The sequence below is a fragment of the Pedobacter sp. GW821-FHT01D05 genome (assembly GCF_059422505.1).
The window spans coordinates 65,582-81,166 of record NZ_JBWKXA010000007.1 but is presented as its reverse complement, the minus strand read 5'-3'; the positions used below and the strand labels follow the sequence as shown (position 1 = coordinate 81,166).

General features: G+C 37.9%; 12 protein-coding genes. 10 read left to right on the top strand and 2 right to left on the bottom strand.

Annotation, left to right across the window (positions count from 1 at the left end; genetic code table 11):
- Nucleotides 1-163 precede the first annotated feature (163 nt).
- Complete coding sequence (locus AC07VK_RS21755; RefSeq protein ID WP_492963845.1) at nucleotides 164-1,345, top strand: AIR synthase related protein; 1,182 nt, start codon at nucleotides 164-166, stop codon at nucleotides 1,343-1,345.
- A 59-nt stretch (nucleotides 1,346-1,404) separates the two neighbouring features.
- Here the strand turns inward: AC07VK_RS21755 and AC07VK_RS21750 are convergent, their stop codons facing one another.
- Entirely contained in the window at nucleotides 1,405-1,686 is a 282-nt protein-coding gene (locus AC07VK_RS21750) for a hypothetical protein (protein WP_492954946.1), read from the bottom strand.
- A gap of 231 nt (nucleotides 1,687-1,917) precedes the next feature.
- Between AC07VK_RS21750 and AC07VK_RS21745 the strand changes: the two genes are divergently transcribed.
- Entirely contained in the window at nucleotides 1,918-2,553 is a 636-nt protein-coding gene (locus AC07VK_RS21745; RefSeq protein ID WP_492963843.1) for an acetyltransferase, read from the top strand.
- Between the two features lie 104 nt (nucleotides 2,554-2,657).
- Here AC07VK_RS21745 and AC07VK_RS21740 read toward each other — a convergent pair whose 3' ends face one another.
- Nucleotides 2,658-6,020, bottom strand: a complete 3,363-nt coding sequence (locus AC07VK_RS21740) for a TonB-dependent receptor (RefSeq protein WP_492963841.1) — start codon at nucleotides 6,018-6,020, stop codon at nucleotides 2,658-2,660.
- A gap of 619 nt (nucleotides 6,021-6,639) precedes the next feature.
- Here AC07VK_RS21740 and lpdA point away from each other — a divergent pair.
- The 8 genes from lpdA (at nucleotide 6,640) to AC07VK_RS21700 (ending at nucleotide 15,551) form a co-directional block, all read left to right on the top strand.
- Complete coding sequence (gene lpdA, locus AC07VK_RS21735) at nucleotides 6,640-8,028, top strand: dihydrolipoyl dehydrogenase (RefSeq protein ID WP_029275810.1); 1,389 nt, start codon at nucleotides 6,640-6,642, stop codon at nucleotides 8,026-8,028.
- A gap of 189 nt (nucleotides 8,029-8,217) precedes the next feature.
- On the top strand, nucleotides 8,218-9,057 hold the full coding sequence (locus AC07VK_RS21730; RefSeq protein WP_492963839.1) for an MBL fold metallo-hydrolase: 840 nt from the start codon (nucleotides 8,218-8,220) through the stop codon (nucleotides 9,055-9,057).
- The gene (locus tag AC07VK_RS21725; protein WP_492963837.1) at nucleotides 9,058-9,618 is read left to right on the top strand and encodes a GNAT family N-acetyltransferase; all 561 of its coding nucleotides are present in this window, start codon (nucleotides 9,058-9,060) and stop codon (nucleotides 9,616-9,618) included. It abuts the gene before it with no gap.
- Between the two features lie 111 nt (nucleotides 9,619-9,729).
- Nucleotides 9,730-10,089 (top strand): hypothetical protein, encoded by a 360-nt coding sequence (locus tag AC07VK_RS21720; RefSeq protein WP_492954941.1) that lies wholly within the window; start codon nucleotides 9,730-9,732, stop codon nucleotides 10,087-10,089.
- 836 nt (nucleotides 10,090-10,925) lie between these two features.
- A complete protein-coding gene (locus AC07VK_RS21715) occupies nucleotides 10,926-11,453 on the top strand; it encodes a ferritin (protein ID WP_057934873.1) in 528 nt (175 codons plus the stop codon).
- A gap of 594 nt (nucleotides 11,454-12,047) precedes the next feature.
- On the top strand, nucleotides 12,048-13,496 hold the full coding sequence (locus AC07VK_RS21710) for a circularly permuted type 2 ATP-grasp protein (RefSeq protein ID WP_492963835.1): 1,449 nt from the start codon (nucleotides 12,048-12,050) through the stop codon (nucleotides 13,494-13,496).
- Nucleotides 13,497-13,506: 10 nt separating this feature from the next.
- Nucleotides 13,507-14,442, top strand: a complete 936-nt coding sequence (locus tag AC07VK_RS21705) for an alpha-E domain-containing protein (RefSeq protein WP_492963833.1) — start codon at nucleotides 13,507-13,509, stop codon at nucleotides 14,440-14,442.
- Between the two features lie 113 nt (nucleotides 14,443-14,555).
- Complete coding sequence (locus AC07VK_RS21700; RefSeq protein WP_492963831.1) at nucleotides 14,556-15,551, top strand: transglutaminase family protein; 996 nt, start codon at nucleotides 14,556-14,558, stop codon at nucleotides 15,549-15,551.
- Nucleotides 15,552-15,585 lie beyond the last annotated feature (34 nt).

The window sequence follows — 15,585 nt, the reverse complement described above, 5'->3', positions numbered from 1 at the left end:
CAAAACGCTACCTTTTACAACCTTAAACCTTTGTGCGCTTTGTGCCTTCGTGATAAACAAACTTAGGTGCCCTACCAGGTAAAAAAGCCTTGCCATTTAGCTACAAAAAACCTTAAGTATTTAGCTTTAGTCTTTCCCCTTAAAACCTTATCTTTGCGCCAACATGAGTGATAACAGGTACAATCAACGTGGCGTTTCTGCCTCAAAAGAAGATGTGCACAATGCCATCAAAAACATCGATAAAGGAATTTTCCCTAAAGCATTCTGCAAAATCATCCCCGATATTTTAGGTGGTAATGAGGAATATTGCAATATCATGCATGCAGACGGTGCAGGCACCAAATCTTCTCTAGCTTACGTATACTGGAAAGAAACCGGAGATATCTCCGTTTGGAAAGGTATTGCGCAAGATGCCATCATCATGAATATCGACGATTTAATCTGTGTTGGTGCTACCGATAACATTTTATTATCCTCAACCATTGGAAGGAATAAAAACCTGATCCCGGGAGAAGTGATTGCTGCTGTAATTAACGGTACAGAAGAAATTTTGGCCGATCTGCGCGAACAAGGCATCTCGATTTATTCTACCGGCGGCGAAACTGCCGATGTTGGCGATTTAGTGAGGACCATTATCGTCGATTCTACCGTAACCTGCCGCTTAAAGCGCGAAGATATCATCAGCAACGATAACATTCAACCTGGCGACGTAATTGTGGCACTGGCATCGTCCGGACAAGCCACCTACGAAACAGAATATAATGGTGGTATGGGATCGAACGGGTTAACCTCTGCCCGTCACGATGTTTTCGATAAAACAGTAGCCCATAATTACCCTGAAAGTTTCGATCCGGCTGTTCCATTCGATCTGGTTTTCTCCGGAAAAAAACAATTAACAGAAGAAATAGATATTGAAGGATTCGGCAAAACTACTGTGGGTAAATTGGTATTATCCCCTACGCGTACTTATGCACCTGTAATCAAAAAGATTTTAGAAAGCCATCGTAGCCAGATCAATGGAATTGTACACTGCAGCGGTGGTGCGCAAACCAAAGTATTACATTTCATCAATGATGATATCCACGTCATCAAGAATAACTTATTTCCTATCCCTACCCTATTTAAATTGATCCAGGAACAATCGGGTACCGATTGGAAAGAAATGTATAAAGTATTTAACATGGGCCACAGGATGGAATTATATGTTCCTCAGGAGATTGCCGAAAGCATTATCGAAATAGCAACAAGCTTTAATATCGATGCGCAGATTATCGGTCGCGTAGAAAAAGGCGAGCAGAAACAGGTGACCATCGAAAGCGAAAAAGGAACTTTCGTTTATAATTAAGCATTAAGATACAATTTAAAAAGGCTGCTGAAAATTAAATTTCAGCAGCCTTTTATTTATTACCCGCGTTCTACAAATTTATGGAAGGTACTCTCCTCTCCATCTGCTTTTTTATCCTGATACAAAAAATCGAGTTTGTTTTCATCAAAGGTTTTAAAAAAGGTATCCCAATCTATCTCCTTTAAATCTGATGAACTATCGCTATGCTTTGGAAAATGTATCCTTAAAATACCACCTCCGCTGGTTTTTGCTGTATCAGCAACCATCGCCGGTACGCCATTGTGTTGCGCTGCCCAGGCTTTTATTTTAGCATGATCGTGGGTCTGTTTTGAAGTGCTCATTGTTTTTAATATTAGTTTTAAATAAATAGACTAATATTAAAATCATTTTTTGGTTAAAATGGTTTTAGTTATAATAAAAAACATCGCAAAGACAGTCATTAATCTATACTACAGTTGGCTACCATTATATCCTTGTTGACGTATTATTAAGTTTTATCGATACATCATTTAATTTTGCTGATATAAATGTATATTGGATTTAAATAAACTACTCCAAATAGGAATAACGTTATGATCAATGTATATCTTCTGGGTGCAGGCAAACATGCTACAGAGCTTAGCGAATATTTAAACGGCAATAACGACTATCAGTTAGCAGGGTATGTAATAAACTTAGAAAATGCAATTAATCATCCAAATATAGCCAAGCCTGTTATTTCTTTACCATCCTTTTTAGAAAAACATACTGTTGCTTTAAATATTGCATTAATTGGTGCAATAGGCACTTATGAAAGAAAATCTATCATTGAGCTATTAGAAAACAAGGGCTATCAATTCATCAATATCATCCATCAACACAACTACATCAGCCCTTCAATTAAAATCGGTTACGGCAACTGTATTGCGCCAGGCTGTGTAATCAATGCAAATGTGCATATCGGTAATCACTGTATTGTGAATTCCAACTGCAACATCAGTCACGATTGCGTACTAGAAGACTATGTGACCATTTCTCCCGGTGTAACCATTGCCGGAAATGTGCATGTTAATGAAGGTGTGTTTATCGGGGCTGGGGCAACAATAATCCCTGGTATAACGATTGGAAAGAGAGCCTATATTGCGGCAGGAGCTTGCGTGACAAAAGATGTTCCACCGCATGTGATGGTTGCGGGTGTGCCTGCAAAGGTTAAAAAAGAGGTAGGATAGTATCTGAATAGTTCGAAATCATAAATCGTATTCCCATTCTTTGTAACAAAAAAAGCGCCGATCAGAGACGATCGGCGCTTTAATATTATATAATTTGTTATGTATTAGTTAAAGTTATAACGAACACCAAACTGCATATAATAAGTTGAAGAAATGGTTTGAGAAGTACCAAATGTTTCTCTCGTAATATCACCTTGACTATTGTTAAGTCTGAAAGTAGGTTTAGTTGTATTGCTGATAGAACCAACATTTTGAGGAACCAAAATAGCAGAACTATTAACAAAATTAACATTACCCCATTTACGGTTAAGCAAATTACCAACATTGAAAATATCAACTGTAAACTGGAATGAATTTTTAGTTTTTCCAAAGTTTTTGAAAACTTCTTGCGTTAACCTAAAATCGAACTGATTTCTCCAAGGTGAAGTACCAGCATTGCGTTGGGCGAATTCACCTCTATGTTTGCTCAAATAAGCATCTTGTTGAATATAAGCTTCGAATATATCGGCTTGTTCTTGAGCACTGTAGGCAACTTTATAGTTAGTTGTTCCAGCTGGAATAGCGACAAAAGATGAAGCCGTCATTTCTCCTGCTTTAGGTATATAAATTAAATCATTTCCTGATTGACCATCACGATTAAAATCGGTGCTGTAAGTATATGAGAATCTACCTTGTTGAGTTCCTTCATAGAACAATGAGAACGAAGTCGCTAAATTTCCAAAATATTCTTTTCTATATGAAATATTTGCAATAATACGATCAGGATTTAAATTCTGAGAATAGCTTAAGGTTGGGTTATTTGGATTACCAGCAGTGGCAGGAATTGACCATAAATTTAATAACTGATCACCACCACCATCGCCATAATTGCGTTGATCAGATCGGGTATAAGCGATCATTGCAGCTAAACCACCTTGAAATTGTTTTGTTAATTGTGCAGTAGCCTGCCAGTTATATCCACCTTTAGCATTAGTCATTTGAATAACGTTAAAACCAGAAGAACTGGTCGTAGCAGCAGAAGTTGTAACTGCACCAGCACTTGTTAAAGAAACGTTTTGTCTAGCAAATGCACCTGTTGATGTTGTTGGCAACTGACCACCAGAAGGAAACATTAGCCTAGTATCGCCATAACCACTGATGTTTAATGCTGTTGGATTAACTAAGTTTATGTTTTGAGCTACTGCAACGTTTAGATCACGTCCATAAATACCTTCCAAGGTTCCAACAATACCCCAAGGCAATTTAATATCAAATGCTAAGCTTGATTTCCAGGTCTGTGGAAGTTTCAAGTTAGGAGACATTACGCTAATGCTACTTGGAATTGAAGAACCTGCTGCAGGAGCAGCACTCAATAAATTTGGGGCTATGCTTGGATTAAAAAATGGAGTATTTGCTTGACCTGAATAAGTTTGGGTATATTGTAATAATCCAGCGTCACCCGATTGAGAAACAATCCATACAAATGGAATACGACCGGTAAAGATACCTGTACCACCACGTACCTGGAACGAACGGTCTCCGAAAACATTCCAGTTAAAACCAAAACGAGGCGAATAAGAAATTCTATTTTCAGGTAATAAACCGGTATCAACTTTTTGACCTGCGAAAGAAAGACCAGCAACCAATGGATGCGTTCTTACTTCCGATACATCAGGATAAGTAGCTTGTTCAACACGTAAACCGGCAGTTAATTTTAAACGGTCAGATACCGTAAATTCATCTTGTAAGTATGCTGAATACTGGTTAAACTCAAAGCTAGGATAAGCTTGAGAACCATCAGCTGTTAAAGGATAAGTAACAGCATAGTTCGAAGGCTTGGCATTATTTACAAAATCAGCCCAAGAATTAAAGATATAATAACCTGTTCCGAAACGTTGAAAACCATTTTTAGTGGTACTAAATTCTGCTTGTAATCCTAAACTTAAGTTATGTTTTCCTAAAGCAATACTTAAATCATCAGAATAAGTGTATCCCTTAACATCCCGCAAGTTACCATAAGTAAATGGCTCGTAGCCGAAAGAAGTTGCAACTGCAGGACCATCAAGTATATCCACTAAAGGAAATGGGCTGCTATCTGATTTTCTTGGGTCATTTTGATGAGAATAAGTTGCCCTAGCAACATTTGTTACTTTACTTCCGAAAGATGAGGTTAATTCAGCTACAGCAGAATATAAGTTTGCAGCTTGGTAGTAGTTTGAATTTGCAAAAGATAATGCGGTGTTTGCAGTTCTGTTATTTGCTGTAGAGAAAGTTGCTCCAGATCCGGTTGTAGAGTTACTTAAAGGCGAAGGCGATTGACTCTCTACTTGATTATAACGTACACTGAAACGTTGAGATTTTGAGATATTCCAATCTAAACGTGCAAACATTTTCTCGTTATCACTGATATTCGAGTATCCTTGATAAGGACCTGTCTCGTAACCATATTTAGATTGCAAATAAGATGAAACTGTATTTAAGAAAGTTTCAGTAGGTTTTGCAACATAAGATGGTGTTCCTACTCCGCCAAAAGCAAGTTGTGGAGTTGAAGCAATTTTGTTTGTTCCTGGCTGAATAGTGTGTTTCTTCTCATAATTCACAAAGAAGAACAATTTGTCCTTAACAATTGGGCCACCAAAACTAAAGCCATAATTTTTCTCATCAAGCTTTTGAAGCGTACCTAATCTAAATGTTTCACCAATTCTTTTTCCTTGTTGTTCTTCACCACGCATCGTGTAAAATGCATTTCCGGTAAAAGTGTTTGTACCAGACCGGGTAACCGCAGTTACCGAACCTCCAGTAAAACCAGTTTGACGAACATCAAATGGTGTTACATTGATTGAGATTTGCTCCAAGGCATCAATTGAAATTGGAGAACCACCAGCAGGGATGTTCTGACCAATACCAAATTGGTTATTGAAGTTAGCACCATCTACGGTAAAATTGTTCGAACGATAGTTACCACCACCAATTGAAGTTCCGTTTGCCTGTGGCGTTAAACGGGTTAAATCGTTAACACTTCTGCTAATAGTTGGTTGATTTTGGATCTGTTGTTTGCTAATAACAGTAGAAGTTCCATTCCTACTTGAATTCATTATAGAATTGGTGCTTTGACCAATAACTTTAACTTCAGCCAACGTAGAGCTATTATCAGTTAAAACTAGATTTAATAAGTAAGGTTCTCCTAACTTCAAATAAACTTCAGTTTGTTTCTCCGGTCTGTAACCAACAAAACTAACTTCAATGGTATAAGGACCACCAACCCGCATACCACCGATGGTAAAACGGCCATCGTTGTTTGTAGATACCGAATAAACAGTCCCAGTTGGTGTATGTGTTGCTTTCACACTCGCACCAGGTAAGGCGCCTTTGGCATCCTTAATTGTTCCTGTCATTGATGATGTAGTTACCTGTGCATTGGCACCAATGGCAATACCTACAAATGCAACAATAACCAGTACTAATCTTAAAAGTAAAGATTTCTTCATACTTTGTTTTTTAAATGTTTTTTGTTGTTGAATAATAAATCTAATAGGGATATTATATTATGCCGCAAATGTACCCAATAAAATTTAACACATTTTAACATCTAATGTTAAATAATTATTAAGTCAGGCAAAACTTTTCAACATTTAACACATATTGCAGTGATTATAACTTTCAGTTTATCAATACATTGTTTATAAAACTAAATTTTTAATAATAAAATCAACAGTTGATTATAATTTAAGCAGAAAACCTATGCTAACATTGGTATTTTTCAAATAATACATGTTAACAACATTTTTTAAACCCTAAACATCGCGGTTATTTAACTTTTTACCAGCTTATCAATATATTATTCTGCAAATCCACCTGATTGTAGTTGTGATTTTTAAACAGCATGCTTAAAACAATATTCAATCATTGTAAATTTTCACTGTTATCTCAATATTGAGCTAAGCAATTGACATTTTTTTTTTAGTTTTGAGCGATTGTTGCTGGATGAAGATCTTTTAAATTTTGTAATCCGGATGTGGGGCAGCCCTGATTAAGGAATGAAACCAGACGATTACAGATAATACAAAACAATTAAAACAAATCTCTTTAAAATAGATTAAAAAACAGATGAATTACGACGTTATTGTTTTAGGCAGCGGCCCAGGTGGTTACGTAGCTGCAATCAGAGCTTCTCAGTTGGGACTAAAAGTTGCAATTGTTGAGCGTGAATCATTAGGTGGTATTTGTTTAAACTGGGGCTGTATCCCTACTAAAGCGCTTTTAAAAAGTGCTCAGGTTTTCGAATATATTAATCATGCTGCTGATTACGGAATTACTACTGCTGGTGCAACCGCAGATTTTGCTGCCGTGGTAAAACGCAGCCGCGGTGTAGCCGATGGCATGAGTAAAGGCGTTCAATTTTTAATGAAAAAAAATAAAATTGACGTCATCATGGGTACTGGTAAAGTAAAACCAGGAAACAAATTAGAAGTTAAAGGTGCAGATGGCTCTCAACAAGAGCTAAGTGCTAAAAATATCATCATTGCTACAGGTGCCCGTTCAAGAGAATTGCCTAACCTGAAACAAGACGGTAAAAAAATTATCGGCTACCGCCAGGCCATGGTACTTCCTGAATTACCAAAAAGTATGGTAGTAGTAGGTTCTGGTGCTATTGGTGTAGAGTTTGCTTATTTCTATGCTACTATGGGCACAAAAGTAACCATCGTAGAATTTATGGATAATGTTGTTCCGGTTGAAGATGAAGACGTTTCTAAACAATTGTTACGCAGCCTGAAAAAAGTAGGTATCGATGTCATGACATCAGCAAGTGTTGAATCTGTAGATACCAGCGGTGCGGGCTGTAAAGTTTCGGTTAAAACAGCTTCGGGTATGCAAACTATCGAGGCCGACATCGTGCTTTCAGCTGCTGGCATTGTAGCAAACATCGAAAACATCGGCTTAGAAGAAACCGGTATCAAAACGGAGAAAGGCAAAATTGTTACCGACGAATTCTACAATACTTCAGTTAAAGGTTATTATGCAATTGGCGATGTAGTAGGCGGTCAGGCACTTGCCCATGTGGCTTCTGCAGAAGGTATTATCTGTGTAGAAAAAATTGCTGGTCAGCATGCCGAGCCATTAGATTACAACAACATCCCGGGATGTACGTATTGCACCCCAGAAATTGCTTCAGTAGGTTATACCGAAAAAGCAGCTAAAGCAGCTGGTTACGAGTTAAAGATTGGTAAATTTCCATTCTCTGCATCAGGTAAAGCAAGTGCTGCCGGTGCTAAAGATGGTTTCGTAAAATTAATTTTCGATGCTAAATACGGAGAATTATTAGGCGCACACATGATCGGTGCCAACGTTACCGAAATGATCGCCGAAATCGTAGTTGCCCGTAAATTAGAAACTACTGGTCACGAAATGATTAAATCTGTTCACCCTCACCCTACCATGAGCGAAGCCATTATGGAAGCTGCTGCTGATGCATACGGAGAAGTGATACACTTATAAGGTAGAAGGTTTAAAGGTGGAAGGCCTAAGGTGCCACATCGATAAGTAAAACCAATATCATTTACAAAAACCCTTTAGTTAAAGCTGAAGGGTTTTTGTATTTTTAACCAATTCCGGTCTTGCTACTAGATACTAACTACTTGATACTTGATACTAATTACTTGATACTAATTACTTGATACTACAAAAATGAAACTCCACACCATAAACACAGGCTTATTTAAATTAGATGGTGGCGCTATGTTCGGCGTTGTACCCAAGGCCATCTGGCAAAAAACAAACCCTGCTGATGCGAATAACCTTTGTACCTGGGCCATGCGCTGCCTGTTAATTGAAGAAGGTAATCAATTGATTTTAGTGGATACCGGAATTGGGAACAAACAGGACGAAAAGTTTTTCAGTCATTATTACCTGCATGGGGATGACTCGATGGAAAAATCGTTAGCGCAGTTGGGTTTTAGCACAGCTGATGTTACGGATGTTTTCCTCACACACCTTCATTTTGATCATGTTGGCGGGGCAATAGTAAGAGAAAATGAGAAACTGATACCAGCCTTTAAAAATGCACATTATTGGAGTAATGAAAAACATTGGCAGTGGGCAGTAGCGCCAAATGCGAGGGAAAAAGCTTCTTTCTTAAAAGAAAACATTCTGCCGATCCAGGAAAGCGGACAGCTTAAATTTGTAGCCGAAAAAGAAAATATCGAATGGCAGAAAAATATCAGCATCAGTTTCGCCTATGGCCACACCGATGCCATGATGCTGCCAAAAATCAGTTACAAAAGCAGAACCATTGTATATATGGCCGACCTCTTACCTTCGGTGGGTCACCTTCCCCTGCCCTATGTAATGGCTTATGATATGTTTCCTTTAAAAACCTTGACCGAGAAACAGGCTTTTTTAGAAGAAGCTGTTAACAACAACTATATATTATACCTGGAGCACGATCCCGTTAACGAATGTTGCACCTTACAGCGAACAGAAAAAGGAATCCGTGTGGACGAAACTTTTAACCTAAGCGATATTTAGATGATCAGACCAGCTATGCCCGCAGATACAGAAGAAGTTGTACCACTGATTATTCAGGCGATGGGCAAGCTGGCCAAGAAATTAACCAATGTAAAAGACGATGAAATAATTAATCGGATCTTTAAACATTTTTTCCAACAAAAGAACAACCAATACAGTTACGAAAACACCTTGGTTTTTGAAGATGAGGGCAAAATCCTGGGATCTTTAAATGCTTATGATGGCGGAGAACTCCTAAAGCTTCGCCTGCCATTTTTGGCATACCTGGCTGAGCATCATCAGGCCAATAATGCCGGTCAGGGCACCGAGACTCAAAGCGGTGAATTCTACCTCGATACCATTAGCGTTAATCCGATTGCCCAGGGAAAGGGAATAGGAAAACAGCTCATTAAAGCAGGTATAGATTGGGCCAAACAACTTGGCCACCATACTGTAGGTTTGTTGGTAGAACAAAACAATGATCGTGCGTTAAAACTTTACCAAAACATGGGCTTTGTTATTCAAAATGAAAAACAGTTTATAGGCGGACTCTACCATCATATGGTCTTTAAGCTCAAATAACCCCCTCCCTATATAGCTTTTGAGCCGTTAAATGCCCCACGCCCAGCACGCTTCAAATTTATTTTCGTTTTTATTTGTATTTAATCTAAATAATGCCAATTTTTGTAACCGATGGAAAAAGCGTGTATCGATATTAATGAACTGGTTAACGTATTCTCAAATACCCATGGTTCTATTTATCAATCAGATAAATTAAACTGCTTTTATGTAGATTTTGGCGGCAAATTTGCACGCTTTAATTGCCTGTCGCTTCAAAAATTAAAAAAGGTTGTAGAAGATATTGATATTGAAGCACTCCTTTTAAATACCAACAAAGCCGATTTCGAACTGGTTACCTTTAATGGCTGCGAACACATCTATTTATTAAGTGCGTTAGAAATTATCGCTTTAAAAGATTTGTTGCAGGGTACTTTTACCATGTTCAAACTAAATCACCTCATCAGCGACTGCCTTTATAGACTGGTTTATTAGTCGTTAGTTCAGTAGCTCATTAGTTTATTGGTAGTTCAGATTGGTTAATAGTTTAATTGCTTAAACAGCTTAACAGATAGTGATTCGATAGCCCATGGCTAATAGCCATATTACACACAAACCTCACTTAAACCTTAATTTTCTTAACTTCTTAATGGTAAGCATAATTAGTTAATTGTAGCAATTGCTTAAACTGGTTATTCATTTATATCAAACCATCAACTGAAAACTGCCAACTGAAAACTGTATCGTTTAACTACATCCATTTTTCGTTCAATCCATTCGGTGCGTCATACTGAACTCAATAGCTGTCGGGTTACTTCAGTATCTATTATATCGGAAAAATCCTGAGATAAACTACCATTGACAGATTCTTATAGAAGAATCGTCATTGCGAGGAGGAACGACGAAGCAATCTTTCATGCCGGTGATCCTGTTACAAAGATTGCTTCGTCGGCAAAAAAGCCTTCTCGCAATGACGATAATCTGAGGAGATTTATTTCCTTGAAATTCACTGATAGCTGAAAACTGTCAACTCCTATCGCTATTGATACATTAGTTATCCAATATCGCACATTTGCAATTTTTCTATTTCGCTATTGGTCATTGTTTCATTAGTTATTAATTATTGGCAATGAACCTCCCTTTATCCTTCTGATCCTCAAGCACTATCCGTTTCGCGTTATTCTGCTATCCATTCCCATCCCCGCCCCTTATTTAAACTGATTACAAATAACTAATTATCAGCAATTTAGACTAATTTCATATAGCAAATAAATCACACAATATGCTTAATTTGATGTTACCTTTGTATCATTAGTTAAGCAAAGAAAATTATGAAAGACTTAATGCGCATTAAATGTTTAATATCACAGGATATCGAAACATTATTAAATCAGCAGATCAAAAAAGAAGCCCACTCTTCATCACTATATTTATCAATGTCATCTTGGTGCGACCAAAATGGATTCGACTTTTCAGCAGATTATTTCTTAAAGCAATCTGAAGAAGAAAGAGTACACCAGCTTAAATTGTTCAAATATGTTTTAGATATGGGCGGAAACGCAATATCTCCGGAAGTTTCTGGTATTAAAACCGAATTTGCCGGATTTAGGGAAGTTTTCGAAGATGCTTTAGAAGCAGAGATTGCCATTACCCAAAGTTTTAAAAACCTGGCTTCTAAATGCCACAAAGAACAGGATTTTGTAACCATGGAATTCTTAAACTGGTTCCTGAAAGAGCAACGCGAAGAAGAATACAAAGCACGCAGGGCATTAGAATTGTTCGAAGTGATTGGCGAAGAAGGTACAGGAAGATGGGAAATTGATAAACACGTGAACAAAATCACCTATTCAGAAGAATAACAACAACAAAACATATATTGAAAGCTATCCTAAAAAGGGTAGCTTTTTTTATGCACTTAGAATTCCTATGAGGGGTCGTCATTGAGAGGAGGAACGACGAAGCAATCTTACAACGATCGCTACAATCCATAGTCGTAAGATTGCTTCGTCGGCTGAAAAGGCCTCCTCGCAATGACGACTTTACTTTGAGAACGCTCCTTTCCGACATACTTTATCCTATCGTTACTGAACTGTAATGACATCAAAAAAGAAAAGCTCCAGTTTTTACTGGAGCTTTCTGGTTTAGGATGTTTGGTTTATGTTGATTATGAATAAGTCTTGATGCTTTTGTAAAAAAAGCGCCGTTACCAGCGCTTTTTTTAAACCAAATATATAATAATAATTAACGAGCATTACAAAAGTACAAACTTTATTCATATTAGCAAGTATTTTTATTAAAAAATTTAAATATTTTAATAAAAAACACATAAAACACTAAAATACAGACATGAAAAATAAATTAAATAGATATAAATCATATAAAAATTAATTTTTAACACAAAAACACTAGTTTTTTCCTTTCAAAATCATAATTTAAGGAAATATTTAAGCAAAATGATAGAAGATTTTATAAAAAATTACTTAAATCATCCCAAAACATATGATGAAATGTTCCTAAATGGCGATCATTACCGAGATCATTATTCGAACTTCATCAATAATTTCTCTAAAGAATCGCTCGAGAACCTGAACAAAAAAGAAGAACTGGCTAAAAAGCTGTTCATGAGCCAGGGCATTACCTTTACGGTATATGATAGTGGCGAAGGCATCGAAAAAATCTTTCCTTTTGATATTATTCCAAGAATTATTACCTCAACAGAGTGGAGTTTTATAGAAAAAGGAATAAAACAACGCTTAAAAGCGCTGAATCTTTTCTTAAAAGACATTTATAGCAATCAATTTATCTTAAAAGACCAGATTGTACCGATAAACGTAATTTATTCTTGTCCGCATTTTTTAAGAGAGATGCACAATGTAAACGTATTACACGATATTTATATCCATATTGCCGGAATAGACTTAATAAGAGATCATGACGGAACATTTTATGTACTTGAAGACAACCTGCGCACACCTTCGGGCGTAAGCTATATGCTCGAGAACAGGGAAATCACCAAAAGATTATTCCCCGACCTTATTCCGCAATGCGGCGTAAGAAGTGTAACCGAATACCCTGCCATATTGTATAAAAATTTAATGAGCCTCTCTCCCAGAGCTGTTTCGAACCCAACAATTGTACTGTTAAGCCCGGGTATGTATAATTCTGCCTATTACGAACATACTACCCTGGCCCGCTTAATGGGGGTAGAACTGGTAGAAGGACGCGATCTGGTGGTTAAAAACCAAAAGGTATTTATGAAAACCACCACTGGCCTGCAGCAGGTTGATGTGATTTATCGCCGTGTAGACGACGACTATCTTGATCCGCTGGTTTTTAATCCGAACAGCGTACTGGGCGTTGCAGGCCTAATGGGCGCCTATCGCAAAGGCAATGTAGCCATTATTAACGCAATAGGCAATGGCGTAGCCGACGACAAAGCCGTTTATACTTATGTACCAGATATGATCAGGTACTACCTGAATGAAGAACCCATACTCAAGAATGTACCCACCTACCAGCTCAGCAATAAAGACGAGCTCGATTATGTTTTTGCAAACATTAATACGATGGTCATAAAAAAAACCAATGGAAGTGGTGGATATGGCATGTTAATGGGGCATGCTGCCAGCGAGCAGGAAACTAATGAATACAAAATCGAAGTACTGAAAGATCCTCGCAATTTTATTGCTCAACCTACCATAAGCCTGTCTTCAGCCCCGTGTTTTATCAACGGAAAACTGGCGCCACGCAGAATCGATCTTCGCCCTTTCGCTTTAAACGGACCAGATGGCATTTCAATTGTGCCGGGCGGCTTAACCAGGGTAGCTTTAAAAGAAGGTTCGCTAGTCGTAAACAGCTCGCAGGGCGGTGGCAGTAAAGATACATGGGTTTTAACTTCTTAGAATACAGAATATGTTAAGTAGAGTTGCATCAAGCTTATATTGGCTAAGCAGATATGTTGAGCGCAGCGATGGTATGCTGCGCATGTTAAAAACAAATTATGCTTCCTCACAAGATACCATACAGGAATTTACCTGGAAGCCGGTCATCAGGATTTTTTCGTCAGATGACGAAAATGAATTATTGAATATCCAGCACGATAGCCGGGCGGTAATAGAATACCTCTTGTTAAACCGCGAGAATCAAAATTCTATTTTAAACATCGTTACCCTGGCAAGGGAAAATGCACGGAGTGTTCAGGAACATATCCCTAAAGATTTATGGCAGTGTTTAAACGAATATTACCATGCGGTAAAAGACGAGAAATTATTGTGGCACGTACAGAAGGATGATCCGGTTACCGCCCTGGATGTTTTGATCAAACAGGTAATGTTATATAACGGAACTGCCGACAGTGTGATGGAGCGCGGCGAAAGCAGAAGTTTTATGAATATTGGCAAACACCTGGAGAGAAGCATACAGTCAGTCGATATTCTCGACATTAAATTCAGCTCGATAAGCAGCAATCCGGATCTGCTGACGGATATATCCTACTGGAAACATTTATTGCTATCATTAGGTGGTTATGAGTTATATCTAAAAACTTACAGGCAAGGTTTCGACGCAAAAAACATCATCGAATTAGTGATGCTCAACAATGATTTTCCAAGGTCGGCACTGTATGCGATGCATAATATCGAAAGGTATTTTAACCGGTTAAAGAGCGAAAGCAATATCGAACATTATAACAACTTATCTTTTAAAATAGGGCGTTTAAAAAGCATGATCACCTATAGCTCGGTAAATACCATGAACGAAGAGCAGCTGCATCATTACCTTACAGAGATCAGAGCTGAACTTTTCGGCATCGGAAACCTGCTGAATGAATATTATTTCGCAAATTCATAAATAGTTTTTTAACCACAGATGAGCACAGATCAACACAGATACTATTCTTTTATTGATTTATGATCTGTGTTTATCTTTTTTATCTGTGGTAACCTATAATAATAAAAACCAATATGCCAATTTTCAAAATCAAACATATCACCAATTACAAATACGAATTGCCTGTTCGGGACAGTGCAAATCAGATTATATTATTTCCGATCAAGGATGATTTTCAAAAGGTGGTTAAACACGACCTGAATATCTCCGGAAGCCCGGAAATTGAAATCTTTATCGATTATTATGGCAATGAAGTAGGCACATTTACTCAAAATGAGCCACATACCCAGCTGAAAATTTTTTCTAAAGTGAGTGTAGAAACCTTCCCGAAGCCATTGCCGCAAGACGATATGTTTAGCAGCGAGCAATGGAACAGTTTGAGCGCACTAAAATTCGAAGTGCCATATATCGATTACTTACGACAAGAAAGTTTCGAGGGCATTAGCCAACTGAAAGAAACAGCACTGAAGATTAAAGATACTGAAGATACACCCTATCAAACCGCGATAAAATACTGTGCCGATGTTTTCAATAATTTCGAATACATTAAAGGGGTAACCGCGGTTGACACCACCATAGATGAAATTTTAAAACTTAGGGCAGGTGTTTGTCAGGATTTTGCCCATGTATTAACGGCCATGTTGCGTTTAACCGGGATTCCTGCCAGATATGTGAGCGGTTATATCTGCCCAAATAGAGATGGTATGCGGGGTGAAGGCGCCACGCACGCCTGGGCCGAGGCCTATTTACCAGAATATGGCTGGCTGGGTTTAGACCCCACCAATAACTGCATTGCCAACGAAAACCATGTGCGCCTGGCAGTAGGCCGAAATTTTGCCGATTGCTCACCAGTAAAAGGGGTTTACAAAGGTGGTTTCGAACATATTATGGAAGTTAACGTATCAGTAGGTTATAATGATGAAGACTTTAATGATCACGAAACTTATTTTCAGCCGAAAGAAGTGAATTACACTAAACCATCCGGAACAATAACCACCGCAAGAACACAAAACAGCTATCAGCAATATATGGAAGCGATGCAGCAGCAACAACAGCAGCAACAACAGTAGGTAGTTTTCAGTTTGCAGTTAACGGTTCATTCGC